The organism is Methanofastidiosum sp., assembly GCA_020854815.1.
Lineage (GTDB): Archaea > Methanobacteriota_B > Thermococci > Methanofastidiosales > Methanofastidiosaceae > Methanofastidiosum.
Genome location: JAHKLW010000022.1, coordinates 1 through 19657, shown reverse-complemented (window position 1 = coordinate 19657; position 19657 = coordinate 1). Strand labels below are relative to the sequence as shown.

The window sequence follows — 19657 nt, the reverse complement described above, 5'->3', positions numbered from 1 at the left end:
TCTGATTCATTCAATACCCCATAAAATTTAAATAACTTAGAATAATATGGCGAGAGAAGGGATTATTATGAAAATAATGTATGTATTAGTTATTATTGCTCTACTATTGCCCCTCTCTGGATGTTTAACTAATAAAGATACAACTGAAAGTAATTCTATAAAAAAATTGGAATCCATAAATGCACCAACTCCAATTGGCCCTTATTCACAAGCAGTTGCTGCAGGAGACTTTGTGTTTGTTTCAGGGCAGATTCCAATTCAAAAATCCGGAGAGTTAGTAACAAATGACATTGAAAAGGCAACAGAAGTCATTCTTGATAATATCGAAGCAATCTTGAAAGAAGAAAATCTATCCCTTAATGACGTTGTTAAGTGCGATATTTATCTTAAAGATCTCGATAACTTTGATAAATTTAACAAAGTTTATGAGAAAAAATTTACATCAGATATAAAACCAGCTAGAGTCACATCACAAGTGTCAAGATTACCAAAAAATGCCGATATAGAAATATCATGCACCGCATATAGATCTAAAAAATAAATTTTAGAAGCCTAGGTTCTTCTTATTTTTTTCCACCTATTTATTTATTTACCATTTATATTCAACAATACCAATAGATTTATATAGTATTAGTTAACTATATTGATTAGCAATAATAATTAGAGTATAGAGGAGAATATCATGGAAGATGTTAAGGTTGTAGTCTTTGGAAAGGAAAACGCTGGTAAGAGTACCCTAATCAAAGCCATAGAGCACGACGCTATAAACATTGATAAAAACAATACGACAGTTTCTATGGATTATGGTAGGGCAATCATCGGCGGAAGAAAGATCCATTTCTACGGTACACCAGGACAGGAAAGATTTGACTTCATGAGGGATATCTTATCAAAGGGCGCAAATATAGGGGTAATGGTTTTGGATTCTACAATGAATATCTCAGAATTTGACATACACCTTTTGCAGGAATTAAAACAGAAAGGGATTCCGTGTCTAATATTTCTGAATAAGAGTGATATTGCAGATGCAGAAGCAATACAAAGAAAATTCAATGGATTTCCAGTCATAGTCGGGTCTGCAAAGATGGGAAATGGCGTAAATGAATTAATACATTCACTCGTGACTCTTGCATAAAATCCCAATAACCTTTTAAATTTATTAAAATAATCTTTAATATATGAAAGACAGCCATCTCTTACCTCTTTTAACATTAGCTAAAAAAGGTAAGGTCAAAGGCTCTGTTTATATTTCTTCAAAGGAGTTTGGAAAAGAGCTTGGGGTATCTCAGCAGACTGCTTCAAGGTGGCTAAAAGAGTTGGAATCTTTTGGTGTTATAGAAAGAACATTTGTAAAAGGAGGGCAGACAATTACACTTACTGAACACGGAAAAAATTATCTAAAGACTTTCTTCGTTGACATGTGTGAGCTATTCAACAAAAAAAATGATGAACTTACTATTGATGGTACAATAGTTTCTGGAATAGGCGAAGGAAAATATTATGTTTCAAGACCCTTTTATAAAAAACAGTTTGAGGATGGGGTTGGATTTAGTCCGTATCCTGGAACATTAAATATTAAACTCACCGATGAAACAGACATCTTGCTTAGAAAATTCCTTGACCGATACCCTTCAGTTATATTGAAATCAGGCACTGACGAGGGGAGGTCGTTTGGACATGTTCGCTGTTACAAGGCATTGATTGATGAGAAGGTGGAGGGAGCGGTCATTATTCCTTTAAGGACGCATCATCCCCCAAATGTCGTCGAAATTATATCGCCTAAAAATCTTAAAAATGCTTTAAAGAAAAAAGATGGTGATCTTGTTAGAATCACAATTGAGGTTTAATCTATGAGAATTGTTTTAAAAATTGGCGGATCTGTTGTTTTTCCAGATAAAATAGATGTTGAACTTATTAAGAATGTTTCCAAACAAATTGTTTCACTTTCAAAAAATAATGAATTCTTACTCGTTGTTGGAGGCGGAACAATCGCCAGAGAGTATATTGGTGCGCTAAAGGCTATAGGTAAAGATGATACATTTCTTGATTTTCTTGGGATGGAAGTTGCCAAATTGAATGCTACTCTCTTTATGGGGGCTTTAGAAGATAAAGCTCCAGCCGAAGTTTCAAATGACTTTAAGCATGCTCTATCTACCCTGTATTTGGGGAAGATTCCTGTGCTCGGTGGAACACATCCAGGACATACAACTGATGCTGTATCCGCAATGCTTGCAGAATTTACAGGTGCAGATCTATTCTTGAGATTCACAAATGTAGATGGGGTATATGACAAGGACCCCCGAAAGTTCTCGGACGCAAAAAAACTTCAAAAAATTAGTCATGAAAAGCTTCTTGACATTGTCGAAGGAACAAAGGCAGAAGCCGGAGTCAATGCAGTCATTGATCCACTGGCGGCAAAAATTCTGAAGAGATCAGAGATAAAGGCCATTGTCTGCGGAAAGGAAGAACTCAAGAACATAAAGTCCGTATTAGAGGGAAAGCATAAAGGAACAGAAATATTCTAATTGTTAGATGGCCATGATAGGCGTTAGAGTTTCTAGGTCAGAAGCAGAAAAACACAGAAAAACTCTTTTGGATATTGGAGTTCTTGATATTAATTTTAAAATTGCCTACGATGATGACTTTGTCTTATTACCTATAAAAGAAGAGATTAATGGCTACAATACTATAGACTATGATTTTTTACCTCTTGAAAAGAGAAAAAGCTCATTAAGAGAAATACTATCAAAAAAAATACCAGACTCTCTCCTTGCAAAACTCAGGGCATTTGATGCAATAGGAAATATCGCATTAATACAGTTGAGTGACGATCTTATTCCATACGAGAAAATTATAGGTGAAGCACTTCTTGAATTAAACCCTTTCATCAAAGCAGTTTTTAGAAAGGATAGTATTGAAGGGGAGTATAGAGTCCCAAAACTAGAACTTATTGCCGGGAACAACGTCACAGAAACTGTCTACAGGGAGTTTGGCGTAAGAATTCTACTTGATGTTTCTAAAGTATATTTTTCACCAAGGCTTTCTGAGGAACGAAAAAGGATAGCTTCCCTTGTTAAGAAAGATGAGATAGTTCTGGACATGTTCTGTGGCGTAGGCCCATTTTCGTTAATGATTTCTAAAAAATCGGAACCAAAAAAAATATATGCAATTGATATCAATGAAATGGCCATATATTATCTTAAGAAGAATATCGCCCTAAATAAAACTTACAATATAGTTCCAATACAGGGTGATTCAAGAAGTGAAATAAAGAAGATTGAAAATCCGGATAGAATAATAATGAATCTTCCGCATTCATCATTTGAGTTTTTATCTGATGTTCTATCAACATACAAAAATGCAACAGTTCACTTTTATGCAGTTTCTGAAAATATCCTTTCAGTCAAGAAAAAGATAATAGAAAAATCAACAAAACATGAAAAAGAAATAGAGTTTCTATCTGAAAGAGTTGTAAAGAGCTATTCTCCAAACACAGATATCTATTGCATAGACTTTGGCTTTTCATAGACAGAGACTTTCATTTCTTTACCTTCTTTTAGGGCCTGAATTAATTCTCTATCGATGTCAATTGATGCTTTAGTGGATCCGATAGCATAGGTTCTGCTCGAGACAAAGGAAGACGTTCTTATGACAAGCTCCTTTTTATCAGATATTTCATGATTTTTTGGGATTGTGGCTTCAAAAGAATCTTCGATCTCATCAATATTCATTACAAAAACTAGTCTTCCATTTAGTTTGTTAAGATCTCCGATATCGTGATCAGAGGATATGCCCAATATACAATCACCGTTTCCTGAAATGTGGCCCTGTTTTGTAAATTCTAAAGTGCTTCTATGCTCTGCACTAATTTTTGGATGACCTTTAACTGTAAAGGAGATCATATCTCGAAAGAAACCTTTACTCTTAAAAGATTTACTTTAGAATTACTATTGTGTCAGAATACATTTTAGAGCTAAAGGCATTGTCTGAGAAAATAGGCTTTAGAGACTTCATTGAATTTAATCCATGCTTGCTTATACCTGAAGAAAGAATTAGGGAGTATTGCTATGAGAATTTATGTGGGCATTATGGAAAACATTACATGTGCCCGCCGATTATAGGTTCAATTGAAGAAATCAAGTCTAGGCTAGGAGATTATAACAAAGCTATTTTGGTAAGATACAAAGAAGAATTTGATGTAACACGAGACAAAATGAAAGTCAAGAGGTCTAAAATTGACTTTCACAAGAGGATATTAGAATTAGAAAATTTTCTCAATCAAACGGGTATTGATGCTTGGGGGTTAGTCGGAGGTAGTTGTTCTTTTTGTATTGAGTGCAAGGCAATATCAAACAAGCCTTGCAAACATCCACACAAGGCAAGACCTTCTCTTGAGTCACTTGGAATTGATGTACAAAAACTTCTTGATAATTTTGGACTTGATAATAATTTTTATCCTGATAAGATTGTTTGGACAGGCTGCATTCTGATTAATGACATAAAAGATAAGTTTAAATAATATTGGGAAATTAATTATTTCCATGAAAAAAATATGCTTTGTTTTTCTAATGACTTTTATTTTGTTATTGTCTAATCTTTTTACCGTAACTTCTCTTAATAACCAGCAGAAGAATCAAGTTGCACAGGATTTTTACAGCACAGGTGCAAGTTTTATGAGGGCTGAGGATTTCTTAAAAGCTAAAGATTTTTTTATATATTCCCACAACGAAGCTATTAAGGCAGGAAACAATTATTTGGCATATACTGCAAATGAAAGAATTAAGGAATGTAATAATATTTTAGGCCTAAATGCAAATGACTATACTTTAAGTAAAGCTCTAATGTCCAAACAGATAATTTTGCCTTCAAGTATATCTAATTATTATAATATTAAAAAAACTATAACTGTTTACTCTTACAAGAAATACGATTCAATTAGATTAGAAGCCTTTAAAGATCAAAGTTTAGAGTTTAAATATCAAATTAAAACAGGAAATGTTTCGATTTACTTCATTGACGAAGACGCATATGAAAAATTCTTGAATGCCAACTGGTTTCTTGCTTTTTCCACAGAAGGAATAACTGGAATAGAATTGCCTTCAGATACTGGACCTTTCATGAGAACAAGCTATAATGTACCTCACTCAGGATATTGGTATTTCATTGTTATTACTGAATCTCAAGACAAAGCTGAGGTAGAAATAGAAATTTTATAATAAATAATTTAAACTTCTATTCTTTTCTTAAATCTGATGAAGCTTATATTCCTTGGAACTTCAGCATCCAAGCCTACGTCGGATAGAAATCCACCTTCAGTGGCATTGCAGTACAATAATGGCGAGTTCATGCTTTTTGACTGTGGCGAAGGTACACAGAGACAGATGATAAAAAAGGTGTCACCTATGAAGATTTCTAAGATCTTTATTACACACCTTCATGCCGATCATATAATGGGCCTTGTAGGATTAATTCAATCTATGAAGTTAAATGGCAGGACTCAACTGTTGGAGATATTTGTTCCTAAGGATACTATTGGGTACATGGAGACACTTTTTTCTATACCCTATTTCTCGGCTGATTTCGATATTCACGTCATAGAAGTATTTGACCAGAGGATTGAATTCGATAGTTATTGGATACGACCATTTCCCGTCTCTCATGGGGTGCCTGCAATTGGATATGTTTTTGGCGTAAATTATTCAAGAGGTAAATTTAACAAAAAACTCTGTGATGAGCTTGGAATAAAAGGCGAGATGTTCGCGCTACTTGAAAAAAACGGAATAGTTGAGTTAAACGGAAGAGAAATTTCTATTGATGAAGTTACAGGTAAAACCAAGAAAGGAAAGAAGATAGTTTATACAGGAGATACAGAGAAAATAGAAATATTTCCTGAGGAAGCATACAATTGTGATGTCCTAATCCATGACTCTACATTCATATCACAAGAAGACAAAAAAGAAACTTATCACTCAACTGTAAAGGAAGCATGTGAAGTTGCACAGCTTCTTTCTGCAAAAAAGCTTGTATTGACACATATAAGTCAGCGATACGAAACAAAAGAAGTCGAAGAAGAATCAAAAAAATACTGTGAAAATGCAATAGTTGCAGAAGACTTTATGGAACTTAATCTATGATTCAACTAATCCTATTTTTCTAGATTATTTTTTTATATAAAATTTAGTTATTTATTACCATTATTGATAACTAATATTTCCAAAAAGTTTATATATTAATGCATAATATATTGATATATAATGTATTGCAAGGAGGTAATAATATTATATCTATAAGAAAAACAATAACGTCGCTAATAATATTTTCTTTGATTATGCCCTGCTTTTTAGTTTCTTCAGTTTGGGCTTCTGGAGGGGCAGTAAACGACTCTGCCATATGTGATAAAGGTAGTACAGTTTTGATTAATGTATTGGCTAATGATACTACAGAACTTAAATACATAGGGCCGATTAGCCAACCAAAGCATGGTACGGCCATTATAGAAAATGGCGTGATAAGGTATACACCTGATCCAAATTGGTCCGGGATTGATACATTTACTTACTCTGTTCCTCTTAATGACGAGAATATATATAAATTTTGTATAGATACTGGCCACTATTATGACTTTGTTTCAGGTATTTTTACTTGGGATGATGCCAACGCGAATGCATCAGCGCTATCTCTATATGGGCTTAAAGGATATCTTGTTACCATAACTTCTCAAGAAGAAAATGTGTTCATCGCTTCAATGGAAGATGTTAACGCAACAGAAAATTCTGCATGGATGGGGGCTACTGATGATCCTAGCATAACTGGTGATACGAATAATAATTGGTATTGGGTCACAGGTCCAGAAGCCGGCACTAAATTTTTCTATGGAAGGCACCCAGATATTGGGCCAGAATGTTACATCTACTGTAATTGGAATGTTGAAGAACCAAATGATGGCAGTGGAGGAGGAGAAAGTTACGGAGAGTTTTATTACTCTGGATCCTGGAATGATCTTCCTAAAGATTCTAACAATATCGACGGTTATATTGTGGAGTATGGGGGAATGCCAAACGATGTTTCAACTCTACCTACAGCAACAGTTACTGTTCATGTCCAAAATAACTCACAATTAGCTATTCACTCACAATTGAAATCTTCTTACAATAATAGATTAAAAACAGTTAATATCTTACAGACACAGATATTAAATAAGCTTCCAGTAGATTGCAAGCAAAGCGGAGTTTCAAGTGCAGGGTGCAGCGTTTCTGAAAATGTAAAAAGCTCATGGAACGAAGCACAGCAATATATTGAAAATGCCAAGAAAACAGGCAATGTCATTAAAGCAGTGAATGATCTCAAAAAAGCAAAAGAGCTATTAGAGCAAATTTTAAGAATACTTTAATATTTAATTTTTATTAAATTTTTTAAATAAAACTTCTCCTTGGCTTTAAAGTCTTGTTTACCTTTTAGTTTGAAAATTTAATAAAGATAAGATTTCTGAATTTGAACTTCCTACTTGAATGCATATTGGAAATTCATTTTGAGAAACTAATATTTTCAATGTACTTAGCCATTTCTAGCCCTGCTTTTTCTGCTTCTGATATTACATCTTTTTTATTTTTAACAGCACCTTTATCAAAAATACCCAGCACAGGTAGTTTAAAGATTGTATTATAACCCAGTGCTTTTAGAGGCATTTCAAGTGCTTCAAGGGTAAAACCGAATTCTTCCATAGTTTTCTGCTCACCAACTCCGAATATTATTGCCTGCCTACCTTGATTGGCCAATCTACTTGAATATTGTCTTGGCCTGTCATCGGTAAAATCATAAAAGCAGTAAAGCCTGTCTATGAATGATTTCATCAATGCAGGGACATTGTAGTTGTGAGTGGGCGCGCCAATTATCATGCCCACAGACTCGTAAATTAGTGGGTATATGTCTACCATATCATCAGAAAAATTTGTACATATCTTATCTTTTCTGCACTTTTCGCATCCAGTACACGGATGTATGTCTAAGTCTCTCAAATATAGAAGTTTGAAATCAATTTTTCTATTCTTAGCAGATTTTATAAAACAATCTAAAAGATAGTCTGTATTTCCATTCTTTCTTGGACTTCCACCAATTGCCAGGATTTTCTTTTTTAACAACATGATCTTTAGATACTAACAAAATTTTAATACATAATTTATAATAATTTTTTTTAATAAAAATAAATAAATCTATAACCTAAAAGTCCTGTTAACCTCTTCTATCAAAACATCACAATCGGCTTTTATCTTCTCAAGAGTCTTTATTATTCTTTTCTTTTCAAGCTCAACTGCTTTCATGTTTTCATATGGCTTTACAGCCTCTCTAAACATCACTTCATCTACTGTGACATAAGGACTATCGTTTAATTTTGTAGATATATCTTCAATCATTTTACCTAAAAAGAGGTTCATATCTTCCTTGACTTTTCTTGAAATCATCTTGTCTTTATCGAGATGTGTCCTCATAAGTCTGACAATGGTACCCATTGGCAAAGGAAATTTTTGACTGTCTTCGCTTGTTTCATCGTTGTTAATTTCTTCTTCCATATAAACACCTATGATTTGAATACACTATAAAACTTATAAGACTTTCCAATATATTAAAAATTGTGGAAAATAATCTTAATATTATAAAAGTTGGAGTAACAAATTGTTATCTTTTGAAATCAAACTCTCTTAACATTCTTATTGATACTGGATATAAGGGCAAAGCAAAAATAATTTTGGATTTTCTAGAAGATAATGGGATTTCCCCTAAGAATATTGGACTAATTATATTGACGCATGCGCATTATGATCATATTGGAAATGCTCAGGAATTAAAAAAGATAACTGATGCAAAAATACTTCTCCATAAAGAAGACTTGCAACTTTTAGATTCAGGATTAACTGGAAAAATGAGTACAAAACCTCTGAACGCTTGGGGCAAAATACTCTTGAATAAAGTTTCGTCAATTGATACTAGCTTTAATCCTTTAAAACCGGATATTATAATTGATTCTGAGTTTGACCTTATTAGTTATGGAATTAATGGAAGGATTATTCCAACACCAGGGCATTCAAAAGGTTCAATATCTGTTATTTTGGACTCAGGCGACGCATTCATTGGGGATCTTGCTATGAATGGACTGCCCCTCAGATTGGGGGCCGGAGAGCCAATCTTTGGGGAAGATATAAATCAGATATATCAAAGCTGGAAAAAATTAATTGAAAGTGAGATACACACATTATACCCTTCTCATGGAAATCATTTCAATATTACAGTTCTTAAAAAAATACTTTTGACGAAAGGGTACCTTTAATCATATTCAGAGCAGGGAGAGGTTTGCAAATCCAAGGGCATATAATAACAATATTATTATCGGCTGGTGAATCAGATAGATCTTCAGCGAGTGTTTTCCTAAAAAGGACAATAATCTAGTAATTAAATTATTTGAGAAATCAGGTATGTTAAATCTTCTTTTAGAATTCGAATAGGCCAAATTTCCTAAAAAAATACCAATTAAGACAATACCATACCAAGGTAGCAATGGGAAATAATCAAAAGAGAAAAATGATTGTGGCTCAAATCCCAACCAGAGTAAGTAAGGAGTGTCAAATGTGAACTTTCCTAGATATAATCCTAACATAATAATTATTAATCCTAACCCGAGATTTTTGTATTTGTAATCCAGGAGTGGATAGGATATTATTATGGAAACCCCTATCAAATGGAGTATGCCAAAGAGAATAATGCCATTACCTAGAAAGACAAATGTAAAGAGTGTTATTAAAACACCCCAAAGAAATATCTTTAATCCCCTCTTCAGATTTCTTTGAAAGATCACTTTTTTGGAATATTTTCCTTTTATTTTTGAATAGCTAATTGTTAAAGAAACGCCTACCAACAACAAGAATAAGGAAGCAGTCGTTCTTTGGAAAAGTGTCCAAGAAAGCGAGTATATTTTTATTGGGAAATCACCTAGAAAATAAAGATCGTAACTTAAATGGTATAAAACCATCATTATTATAGCTATTCCTCTTAAGACATCAATCTCCCAGAACCTTACGGGGGAATTTTCCATGTTAAAATTCACTATTTCAGATATATAAGACTGAGTTTCTTTTAACCTTAAAGTTTATATTGAAATAGTTCATTGAGATTTTCATGGATAAAATAAGAGCACGCAATGTCGGGATAATTATACTGATAAGTGTTCTTATTTTATTTTCAGGATGCAGCAAACCTAAAGAAGAGCCACCTCCCATAATAACTGACCCATGTGAAAATGTAGAGTGCCCTGATGTCTGTAAAGGAAACGACCTATGGAGTCAGAAATGTGTAGATGGCGAATGTGTTGATTTTGTTAGAATCGAGCCATGCTCTGAAAACTGTGGTTGTGTAGTTGATCTATGTCAAAGAATTAAATGTAATGACCAATGCAGAAGTGAAGACCTTTGGGCTTACAAGTGTGTTAATGGAATTTGTACCCCTGAAAGTATAAAGGAAACATGCGCTATTGAATGTGGGTGTGCACCAAAATTCTTCTATAAGTTAGTTCCATTAGCAAGATACAGACTTCGTGAAGTTGGAATAATTGCAAATGTATATTCAATAAGGAGCGATCAGCTAATAAGAGCAGTTGTGACCTGCAGAACCTCATTATGTACAGACCCTCCTACAGTGTATTATACAAAATTTGATGATCCTTTTGAGAGAAGCGAAGACGAAACAGTCGATTATTTTGGACCTTTATGGAAGAATTTCGAAGTCATGCAGGGATATGAATTAACTGTCGACGAAGGTGGAACTTATATGATAGGTGTCAGCAATCAGTACTACATCGAAGTTGGATTCTTATCGGATACATAATCTATTAAAAATACTTTGAACAAACTGAACAATCTTCTTTTCTCTTAAAATTAATAGTTTCGAATTCCATAAATTTTAAGTCAACAATAAGTAGCTTTCCCTGAAGAATATCTCCAATTCCAGTAAGTACTTTAATCACTTCCATAGCTTCAATTGATCCAACTACCCCACATGTTGGCCCAATTATCGGAAATATCTCTTTTTTACTTGGCATGTTTGGAAATAAGCATTGTATACAAGGAGTTTTCTCAGGAATAATGGTTGTGATTTGTCCATAATAAGCCTCCACTGCCGCATGAACTAGTGGGATTTTTTCCCTTAATGAAAACTTATTCAAAAGGTATCTTGTATGAAAATTATCCAAACAGTCGACTAAAATATCGCAGTCATTGAATTTACCAATTGTTTTTTCATCAATCTCTACAGAAAAAGATTTTATTTCTATCGAACTGTTTAATCTTTCTAGCTTTTCTTTAAGTGAAACAGATTTGTCTTTTTTGCCCATATCACTTTCAAAGTGCATTATCTGTCTGTTAAGATTTGAGAGTTCAGGTTTTTGAAAATCAATTAGATTTATTTTTCCAATTCCTGCAGCTGCAAGATATGTTGCAGTTGGGCACCCAAGACCGCCACAACCAAATACAGTGGCAGTTGAATTTTTAAGGGCTTTCTGAGACTTCTCTCCAAAATCTTTGAGTATTATCTGTCTTTTATACCTTTGAATATCTTTTTCTGAAAGTTCATTTATGGGATCACCACATTAATAATATATTATATTTTTAGGATTGATAAAACTTTACCTTTTTTAAAATATACTTTTGCCTTTTTGTCAATTATAATATTCCTTAATGTTAGAGTTTGGCCCATTCCAACGTTTACATTTTTGAGATTATATTTGCAGCCTTCTATACTAAGATCTTGAACTATTTCAGAAACTGGTATGAGGGATAATTCATGCCCTGTTTCAAGGAGATATTCTTTCTCATTAGTTATTATTTCGATCTCATATTCTTGGGTAAGGAGCTTTGACTTAATCCCAACCTTGTCTATCTTGAAAAGTAAAAATAGATTTCCTAGTGCATGATCAAGCTCTTCTTTGAAACTGCCAAGGATTACAAGTTCTTTTGATCCTTCAGAAATAGCATAATCAACTGCTAACTCTCCATCGGTCTTGTCTTTGTCAGTTGGGAATGATACAGTTTTAATTCCTTTTGATTCTGCTTCTTTAATTTCTTCAGGGGTAATTGAATCAAAATCTCCAAGAAGAACATCGATATTTAGATTCATTTTTTTAGCGGTCTTATATCCGCCATCTGCGGCAACTATAAGATCAAAACTATCTTCTAGATAACAGGGCTCAGATTCACTTAGTATTATCAGTGTTCTTTTATTTGAAGGCATCTATTAACTTCTTCTTAGACAGTATATAAATAAATATCGCTGTTACAAAAAGTTCAGGCAATAAGTAAGACCCATTGTAAATAGCCGAATAATAAGCTGGATTAATACCTTCGGGAGCGTACATTCCAAAGAATATAAATCCTGAAAGAAAGTGGCAAACAAATCTTAGAGATACACCTATGCTTGCTCCAACAAAAGGATATTTCTTTAAAAAAGTGGCAACACCAAGTGCACCAAAGGCTAAGGGATAATCCAAAAGAAATTGTGCCGGATGAACAAAGAAAGGCTCAATCATAAATTGAACAACGCCATAAAGAATAGCCCCCGTAAGTGCAACCTTGGGTCTGTTTCTGAGCGCTAAAAATATTATAGGAATCATGCTTCCTGCTGTAATTGATCCGCCCTGTGGCATCTGGAAAACTTTGATGAAGCTAAGAACGGTTGAAAGAGCAATTGCTATTGCCATCTCAGATATCTCTCTGGCGGCAAAAATACTTTTATTTTCCATAACCTAACCTTGTGATTTATTATAAAACAGTATTTAAAATTATCGACTAGACCGAGTTTGACATCTCTTGATACGAAGTTTCTTTCTTGTCAGATTTTATTATTTCAAAAAGTCTTGCCACACCATCAATATCTTTTATAACGTCGGCTGTGGCTTTAGGTACTAGACTCTCCCAGTTCCCATTGTTTAAGATTCTATTTCGTATCTCTTCACCAGAATATATGGGTCTGTTGTAGAATTCAGGCCCTCTGACATCATAAGAAGACTCTTTGAACAGTCGAACTGTCACAGGTTCATTTGCATAGACTACATCAAAAGGAGGGGTAATAGTTTCAACATGTTTGACCCACAATGCATTTCTATAAATGTCAGGCACAGGTAAAATGTGAACACGTCTTAGATCAACACCTTCAGTTTCTAATGTCTTTTTGATCATAAGAAAACGCTCTCCCGCAGTGAATGGATTTTGAACTGTATGTGAAACTTGAGAACTACCTATCGCAATAATAATCTCCTTTGAAGATTTTAGAATAAGCTTAACAACATGGAGATGTCCCAAGTGAAATGGTTGGAATCTACCTATGTATAGTGCCCTCATAAATTCTCACTTCTCTTAAGATTATTTAAACTTATGCTACCCAAAGGTTTATAATTGTTGTTTTTTAGATTGGATTATAGATAATATTGAGGTGATGTTTTTTGCAGAATATTCCGGAAAATATACAACAGGAACTAATGCAATTTCAACAGTTGCAGAGTCAGTACCAGATAATAGTTAGCCAATTACAATCTTTGAAATTGGAAATGAATGAAACAGAGGCAGCGTTGACTGAGCTTTCAAAGACTGAAAATCCAGTTCTTTACAAGAGTATTGGTAGCATTCTAATAAAATCTGAAAAATCAGATATGTTGGATGATCTTAACAAGAAGAAGGAGTCCATCGGTATCCGGATTACTACTATCGAAAAACAAGAAGATAGAGTGAAGAAGAAACTTGAAGAGATGCAGAAAAGTCTTCAGAAGGCTTTAGGTGGACAACCTACGTCAGGCTAAGCTTTGATTAATTTGTTGAGAATGAATAAATGTTAAGTAATGTAGAGTATACTAGATTAATGGAAATTTTATTGCGCCAAGATCAATACATAATACTTCTTCATCAAAATGCCGATCCTGATGCCATAGGGAGTGCGATTGCTTTAAAGGAATTGTTAAAATCCCAGGGCAAAAATATAATGATTGCGGCAGAAACTTTAAACAATTTGTCAAAGAATCTAATTTCTAGTCTTGGGGATTTTATCGTCGCAGCACCCACAGATCATAAAAATCTGATAATACTTGACACTTCTACCCCCGTGCAGCTTGGAATTTTTGAGAGCATGGTTGAGAAAGCTGAAGTTGTAATATCAATTGATCATCACGAAACATTTGATACAAACAAATTCAAGGGAACTAAATACACATATTTTATCAATAAGGAAAGGACTTCTACAGCCGAAATTATATTTGACATCATGCTAAAAATGAGGGATGAAGGATTAATCGATAAAGAAAATACAAACTGCGATAAGATTATTCGAGCTATTCTCACCGGAATAGTTACTGATACGGGCCACATGAGATTTTCTGATGTAAACACTTTGAAAACTTTGATTCATATTTTTAAAAGAGGGTACCATATATCAGACGTTGATGAGCTTCTAAGAGTTGAAGATGATATATCAAAGAAGATAGCCATTCTAAAGGCACATCAAAGAATGAAACTTTATAGTGTTTCAGATTTTATTATTGCAACTTCAAATGTTTCGAGTTGTGAGGCCCTAGCAGCAAAGGCCATCCTTTCAACAGGTGCAGATGTTGCATTTGTTGGTGCAGATAATGGAAGTGAAGTTAGGATAAGTGGCAGGGCCAAAAAATCAGTCATTGACAAAGGAATTAATCTTGCCAAGATAATGTCTCAAGTAGCTCCAGTAATTGGTGGCGAGGGTGGCGGACACAAAGGGGCTGCCGGGGCCAACGGTAAAAATAACATGGAAGAAGGATTAAAAAAATGCGTAGAGCTTTTTATTCAGGATCTAGGAGGCCATGGCAATGGAGAAAGTTTGGAGTATACTGAAGAGGCAGAAATACAGGATTGTTGGGGAACATAGCGCAGTAAAAATCTGTCACTGGACAAAGAAAAGTTTAACTGAAGATAGAGTTTGTTATAAACAAAAATTCTATGGGATTGAAAGCCATAGGTGTCTCCAGATGACCCCCTCAGTTGCTTGGTGTACGCACAAGTGTTTGTTCTGTTGGCGGCCAGTTGAGTACAATGAAGATAATCTCGCTAAGTATGATGATCCTGAGACTATAATTGAAGGATGCATAGAGGCACAAAGAGAACTACTCTCAGTATACCACGGCTTCCTCGAAAAGGTCAACATTAATAAATTAAAAGAAGCAGAAAATCCAACAAACGTTGCAATTTCTCTTGCAGGTGAGCCTACGCTTTATCCTGATCTATCTGGGCTAATAGATGGATTTAGAAAAAGAAATTTCTCGACATTCCTCGTGACAAACGGAACAACTCCAGAAGTGCTTTCATCAATGAATACGTATCCAGATAACCTTTACATCACATTGCCAGCACCCACAAAAGAGACTTATGAAAGAGTATGTAATCCGCAAATTAGAGATGGATGGGAAAAGCTAAATGAATCTTTGGAAGTTCTACCAACGATTAAAACAAAAAGGAGAATAATTAGGCTGACACTTGTAAAGGATTATAATATGGCGGATATCGATGAATACTCAAAAATTATAGAAAAGGCAAATCCGGATTTTATTGAGGCTAAAGCTTACATGTTTGTAGGATATTCTAGAAAAAGGCTTGAAGTAGAAAACATGCCTATGTTTGAGGATATACAAGAATTCTGTAAAAAATTTGAAGAAACATCCGGGTATCGGGCAATTGATTCGGCACCAGAATCAAGAGTTGTCTTATTATCCAAGGATTGATTAAATAAGTTAATCTTATATATAATATCTCATACTTTTGGATGGTATTATGGGGGGCGTAATTTTAACTGGCATTGAAGCCAAAAGATTTATCAGAGTCGATGAAGGATCGCCATCTGTTAATATTTCAAGCAACTTAACCTTAACAGATGCGTATTTCAGCAATAATAACAATATTTTCATAGAATTTGTTTTCTGCTGCAATTATAGCCCCAATGTTTGCTCAATTAAAATTGAAGGCGTTTTTATTTACGATGGCCCTGAAAAAGAAGAACTATTTAATGAATGGAAAGAGAAAAAGAAGCTTGATACTGGCAAATATCTTTTTATTCACAATGCAATACTATACAGATGTTTTGTTGAGGCGGTAGGCGTTTCTAATGATATAAACGTTCCATCCCCTGTTTCCATGCCTTCAGTTTCACCAAAGAGAGAAGTTGATCCGGGAGAGGGGCTAGTTTATGGGTAAGCCACATGTTTTAGAAGAAACAATATCCATTCTTAGGAACATTTATCTTGATCTTGATTTTGATGAGGTTTTCAATCCTCTTTTCATAACTGATGATGATATGTACAGACAGTGGGGTTCAGAGACTCCTGCCATACTTGATAGGGTATATTACCTAGCTGGACTTCCAAGACCAAACGTTGGCCTCTCAAAGGAAGTCAAAGATAAGATATCTAATTATGTAGAACTAGACGAAAGAAGGAGCAGAAATCTTGAAAGAACTCTACAAGATTATAAGAGAGGTACTATAGAAGGTGACGACTTTGTTGAAGCAATATCCAAAGGCCTGGGAATTGAATTTGAAGCGGCTGAAAAAGTATTGGACCTTTTCAAAGAGTTTAAAGAATTAATTCCAGTTCCTACAAATCTCACTTTAAGGTCTCATATGACTTCCGGATGGTTTATTACTCTACAAGCTCTTGCTGGTAGGAGTGAACTTCCATTAAAATTATTTTCAATTGACAGATGTTTCAGACGTGAGCAGCGAGAAGACCAGACACATCTTAGAAGCCACTTCTCTGCATCATGTGTTGTCATGGACAAAGAAATATCTCCCGAATTAGGAAAAGAAATTGTAACAAATTTCACAGAAAGACTTGGCTTCGACAAAGTCAAATTCAAGGTCAAAAAAAGAAGTGCAAGTTACTATGAAGCTGGAACTGAGCATGAAGCGTTTATTAAATTAGGGGACTGGATAGAGATTGCTGACTTTGGATTATATTCCGCGGAAGTCTTGAAGAAATACAAAATCCCGTATGATGTCTTAAATATTGGGCAAGGTGCAGAAAGAATATCTATGATCCGAAGCGGAGTAAATGATATTCGTGAGCTGATATATCCACAGTTTTACAAAATTGACTTTTCCGATCAAGATATTGCAAAATCTATTGAGTTTGTTCAGGATATTAAAACATCAGACGGAGAAAAATTATTGAAGGCTTTAATTGAAACTGCACGGCAAAACAAAGATGCACAATCACCATGCGACTTTACTTCTTACAAAGGAGATTTTCTGGGCAGAAAAATAGAGGTAATGATTGTAGAACCTGAGGAAAATACTAAATTAATTGGGCCTGCAGGATTCAATCAGATTTATGTCTTAGAAAAAGTCATGGTTGGAATACTTCAAGATTCAACAGATCCAAATTCCCTAAATATAATAAAGAATGGCGTTGATACCAAAATTTCATATCTTGAGGCTTTCTTTAGAAAAGTTGTTTCAAAAATAGAGGCGACCAAAGAACAGGGAGAGTACGAAGAAAGAATCCCTATAGTCAGAAGCATTTCTGATATCAATATATCCCTTCCGACATACATTCACCAGTACCTAAGGGGTAAAGGTAAGATAGATATTAGAGGTCCGGTATTTACAACTGTAAAGTGGAAGATACAATAATTTTTATATTCTTTCTTTGAATTTTTTTGATTGTTTAGACTATATCAGTTCTAAAGCTTTTAATTTTTCTAATTTATTTGTGGCGACTATCCAATGGGGAGAGATTAACGAAATATTTATAAACTTTGACCATCCATACAATATTAATTTTACAACGATTACTCTCGCTTGTATGTAATAATTAAGAGGATACTAATGAAAAAAATAATCTTTGTTACTCTGTTAACTATTATAGTGGGATTAAATATAGTCGCTGGATCGGATACGCCTACAATAAATGATTTGAAAATTTCTCCTGAGTTAGATATATCTTATTTTGGGAGATATACAGTAGAAGCAAACATTACAAATGCCGACACAGTAAAAATAAAGGTCACAGCAATTAATGGCGAATCTGGAAATGATTGTTGGGATTATTATATAGACGGTGTATGCGCAAGCGAACCTTTGGAATTTGACATGACTTGGGCAAGTGGCGACATTTGGAAAAAAGAATACATTTATCCTGACAACATATATCCAGAGGTATTCTTTACAACTTCGGACACAACATGGTATAATACACCCTCTAGCATGTTGCTACGTAGACATAATTATCAGTTATTTCATTTTGTTAACCCTTTTCAAATGGATACAAATATGAGTGTTTGGATAGAATTCAATGCAGTTCCACGAACCTATAGTACTTCAGCACCTATAGATATATACGTTATTGGAAAAGGAGAAACTACTTCATATTTCCAAAGTGAATGGAGAACTAAATCCAATAGTTATTATGTAGGAAGCATCTTGAGAACTGATAGTTTTAATCACAACCACACAACAAATTCCTCTCACTTCTTAATACCTTTGAAGACAGACACGAACGGAAAGATAGGAGGACTTGATGTTTCTGATGACTTTTGGATAATCCTATACAACGATGCGGAACCTGAACAAAGAGGATGGGATTTAAAATATCACAATGAAAATTTATATACTACTCAAGCGTGGTATACTGCCAATAGATTTCCCTCTTCAAATTGGAACGCTCCATCTGTTCAAGTAGGAAGTCCCGATGTCCATGTCCACATAGCTAGAAGAGTAAACATTATCGATGGGGTAAAAATAGATATAAATGCAACAAATACTTCGGGAACAACTTCAGACTCATATGAATTCTTTTATACGCCACTTCCTAACTTACCGCCCTCTAAAACGATATTTACATCTCCAAACCCAGAATTGGGGGCTTATAGTGGACAAATATTAATAGAATGGTTGCCTGCGACAGATGCTAACAATGATCCATTGACTTATAAATTAGTTTTAACTCGTGATGGAACCGAAACTACTTTAGTGGAAAATACAACTTTAACATCTTTTAGTTGGGATAGCACTACTGTTCCAGATGGAGAATACGATTTAAGTCTTTCAATATGTGATCCTGAAATTTGTGTAATAACTAAGTTAAGCGACCAACATTTGGGAGGATTTATTGTAGCAAATAATAAACCTCCAAATGCCCCGACTATATTCTCAATAGGAGGGACGGATACCAATTCTAGTTATATTTATGATGAGGATAACGGACTTAGTTATCTCTTCACAATGAAAGGAAAGGATAATGGAGATCCAAATGGGGATGAAGTTCAAACAGTTTGGCTGGTAAGTCAAACTTTCGAAAATTTATGGACTTCTCCTGATTACAATCAAACATGGCAATCTGCATATGCTAATTTTTCAATTACAGATGATTTGAGAGGGAACGGAGAAAAAGATTGGTATTTTGGCCTTTTAGTTAGAGATCCTTTGGGAGAGACAAACTCAACATGGTGGAAGATGACTGCTAGAGATAATCCACCAGTAACATTCGATGGGGCTCTTGTAGTAATAGAAGACACTCCTAAGTCTGGCAAGCTTAACGCCTCTGATATAGACGGCGATAGTCTCACATTTTCAATCGTGACAAACCCAGCTCATGGAGGAGTTACTG

The 19657-nt window shown here is 34.5% G+C and carries 25 protein-coding genes; 17 read left to right on the top strand and 8 right to left on the bottom strand.

What is annotated here, in order from left to right:
• Positions 1-157 precede the first annotated feature (157 nt).
• From KO464_02520 to KO464_02500, 5 genes are all read left to right on the top strand, one after another.
• A complete protein-coding gene (locus tag KO464_02520) occupies positions 158-541 on the top strand; it encodes a Rid family detoxifying hydrolase (protein ID MCC7572246.1) in 384 nt (127 codons plus the stop codon).
• A gap of 141 nt (positions 542-682) precedes the next feature.
• The gene (locus KO464_02515; GenBank protein ID MCC7572245.1) at positions 683-1135 is read left to right on the top strand and encodes a GTP-binding protein; all 453 of its coding nucleotides are present in this window, start codon (positions 683-685) and stop codon (positions 1133-1135) included.
• A 43-nt stretch (positions 1136-1178) separates the two neighbouring features.
• Complete coding sequence (locus KO464_02510) at positions 1179-1847, top strand: CTP-dependent riboflavin kinase (GenBank protein MCC7572244.1); 669 nt, start codon at positions 1179-1181, stop codon at positions 1845-1847.
• Between the two features lie 3 nt (positions 1848-1850).
• Positions 1851-2525, top strand: a complete 675-nt coding sequence (pyrH, locus tag KO464_02505; GenBank protein ID MCC7572243.1) for a UMP kinase — start codon at positions 1851-1853, stop codon at positions 2523-2525.
• Positions 2526-2532: 7 nt separating this feature from the next.
• Positions 2533-3528, top strand: coding sequence for a class I SAM-dependent methyltransferase family protein (locus KO464_02500; protein MCC7572242.1), 996 nt, complete (start codon positions 2533-2535; stop codon positions 3526-3528).
• Here KO464_02500 and KO464_02495 read toward each other — a convergent pair.
• On the bottom strand, positions 3501-3902 hold the full coding sequence (locus KO464_02495; protein MCC7572241.1) for a DUF371 domain-containing protein: 402 nt from the start codon (positions 3900-3902) through the stop codon (positions 3501-3503). The two genes, KO464_02500 and KO464_02495, sit on opposite strands and share 28 nt — an antisense overlap.
• Positions 3903-3952: 50 nt before the next feature.
• Between KO464_02495 and KO464_02490 the strand changes: the two genes are divergently transcribed.
• The 4 genes from KO464_02490 to KO464_02475 all read left to right on the top strand — a co-directional run bounded on the left by KO464_02490 (position 3953) and on the right by KO464_02475 (position 7390).
• The gene (locus KO464_02490) at positions 3953-4519 is read left to right on the top strand and encodes a DUF2284 domain-containing protein (protein MCC7572240.1); all 567 of its coding nucleotides are present in this window, start codon (positions 3953-3955) and stop codon (positions 4517-4519) included.
• Between the two features lie 22 nt (positions 4520-4541).
• Positions 4542-5216 (top strand): hypothetical protein, encoded by a 675-nt coding sequence (locus KO464_02485; GenBank protein MCC7572239.1) that lies wholly within the window; start codon positions 4542-4544, stop codon positions 5214-5216.
• A gap of 36 nt (positions 5217-5252) precedes the next feature.
• On the top strand, positions 5253-6134 hold the full coding sequence (gene rnz, locus KO464_02480; protein ID MCC7572238.1) for a ribonuclease Z: 882 nt from the start codon (positions 5253-5255) through the stop codon (positions 6132-6134).
• Between the two features lie 110 nt (positions 6135-6244).
• On the top strand, positions 6245-7390 hold the full coding sequence (locus KO464_02475; protein MCC7572237.1) for a hypothetical protein: 1146 nt from the start codon (positions 6245-6247) through the stop codon (positions 7388-7390).
• A 133-nt stretch (positions 7391-7523) separates the two neighbouring features.
• On the opposite strand, the gene KO464_02470 is transcribed toward KO464_02475, so the two are convergent.
• Together KO464_02470 and KO464_02465 are read right to left on the bottom strand one after the other, a co-directional pair.
• Complete coding sequence (locus tag KO464_02470) at positions 7524-8141, bottom strand: flavodoxin family protein (GenBank protein MCC7572236.1); 618 nt, start codon at positions 8139-8141, stop codon at positions 7524-7526.
• Between the two features lie 69 nt (positions 8142-8210).
• Entirely contained in the window at positions 8211-8567 is a 357-nt protein-coding gene (locus KO464_02465; GenBank protein ID MCC7572235.1) for a hypothetical protein, read from the bottom strand.
• 62 nt (positions 8568-8629) lie between these two features.
• Between KO464_02465 and KO464_02460 the strand changes: the two genes are divergently transcribed.
• Complete coding sequence (locus KO464_02460; protein MCC7572234.1) at positions 8630-9322, top strand: MBL fold metallo-hydrolase; 693 nt, start codon at positions 8630-8632, stop codon at positions 9320-9322.
• Between the two features lie 6 nt (positions 9323-9328).
• Here the strand turns inward: KO464_02460 and KO464_02455 are convergent, their stop codons facing one another.
• Positions 9329-10084: a DUF1624 domain-containing protein gene (locus tag KO464_02455; GenBank protein ID MCC7572233.1), complete on the bottom strand. Its 756-nt coding sequence runs from the start codon at positions 10082-10084 to the stop codon at positions 9329-9331.
• An 83-nt stretch (positions 10085-10167) separates the two neighbouring features.
• On the opposite strand from KO464_02455, the gene KO464_02450 reads away from it, so the two are divergent.
• A complete protein-coding gene (locus KO464_02450) occupies positions 10168-10872 on the top strand; it encodes a hypothetical protein (GenBank protein ID MCC7572232.1) in 705 nt (234 codons plus the stop codon).
• Positions 10873-10876: 4 nt separating this feature from the next.
• Here KO464_02450 and KO464_02445 read toward each other — a convergent pair whose 3' ends face one another.
• The 4 genes from KO464_02445 to KO464_02430 form a co-directional block, all read right to left on the bottom strand.
• Entirely contained in the window at positions 10877-11620 is a 744-nt protein-coding gene (locus tag KO464_02445; GenBank protein MCC7572231.1) for a HesA/MoeB/ThiF family protein, read from the bottom strand.
• Positions 11621-11643: 23 nt separating this feature from the next.
• A complete protein-coding gene (locus KO464_02440; protein ID MCC7572230.1) occupies positions 11644-12273 on the bottom strand; it encodes a thiamine diphosphokinase in 630 nt (209 codons plus the stop codon).
• Positions 12260-12739: an energy-coupled thiamine transporter ThiT gene (gene thiT / locus KO464_02435; GenBank protein ID MCC7572229.1), complete on the bottom strand. Its 480-nt coding sequence runs from the start codon at positions 12737-12739 to the stop codon at positions 12260-12262. Before thiT ends, KO464_02440 begins: the two co-directional genes overlap by 14 nt.
• Positions 12740-12827: 88 nt before the next feature.
• The gene (locus KO464_02430) at positions 12828-13379 is read right to left on the bottom strand and encodes a nicotinamide-nucleotide adenylyltransferase (protein ID MCC7572228.1); all 552 of its coding nucleotides are present in this window, start codon (positions 13377-13379) and stop codon (positions 12828-12830) included.
• A gap of 137 nt (positions 13380-13516) precedes the next feature.
• Here KO464_02430 and KO464_02425 point away from each other — a divergent pair, with 137 nt between their 5' ends.
• The 6 genes from KO464_02425 to KO464_02400 form a co-directional block, all read left to right on the top strand.
• Entirely contained in the window at positions 13517-13834 is a 318-nt protein-coding gene (locus KO464_02425; protein MCC7572227.1) for a prefoldin subunit beta, read from the top strand.
• Between the two features lie 29 nt (positions 13835-13863).
• Entirely contained in the window at positions 13864-14928 is a 1065-nt protein-coding gene (locus KO464_02420; protein ID MCC7572226.1) for a DHH family phosphoesterase, read from the top strand.
• Positions 14870-15778 carry a 4-demethylwyosine synthase TYW1 gene (gene twy1, locus KO464_02415; GenBank protein MCC7572225.1) on the top strand — a complete coding sequence of 303 codons (909 nt, stop codon included), beginning with the start codon at positions 14870-14872 and terminating at the stop codon, positions 15776-15778. The genes KO464_02420 and twy1 overlap by 59 nt, the downstream gene beginning before the upstream one ends.
• Positions 15779-15827: 49 nt before the next feature.
• Positions 15828-16247, top strand: coding sequence for a hypothetical protein (locus tag KO464_02410; protein MCC7572224.1), 420 nt, complete (start codon positions 15828-15830; stop codon positions 16245-16247).
• Positions 16240-17682, top strand: a complete 1443-nt coding sequence (gene sepS / locus KO464_02405) for an O-phosphoserine--tRNA ligase (GenBank protein MCC7572223.1) — start codon at positions 16240-16242, stop codon at positions 17680-17682. The genes KO464_02410 and sepS overlap by 8 nt, the downstream gene beginning before the upstream one ends.
• A 195-nt stretch (positions 17683-17877) precedes the next feature.
• Positions 17878-19657 (top strand): hypothetical protein (locus KO464_02400; protein ID MCC7572222.1); only part of this gene is annotated, 1780 nt, incomplete at its 3' end.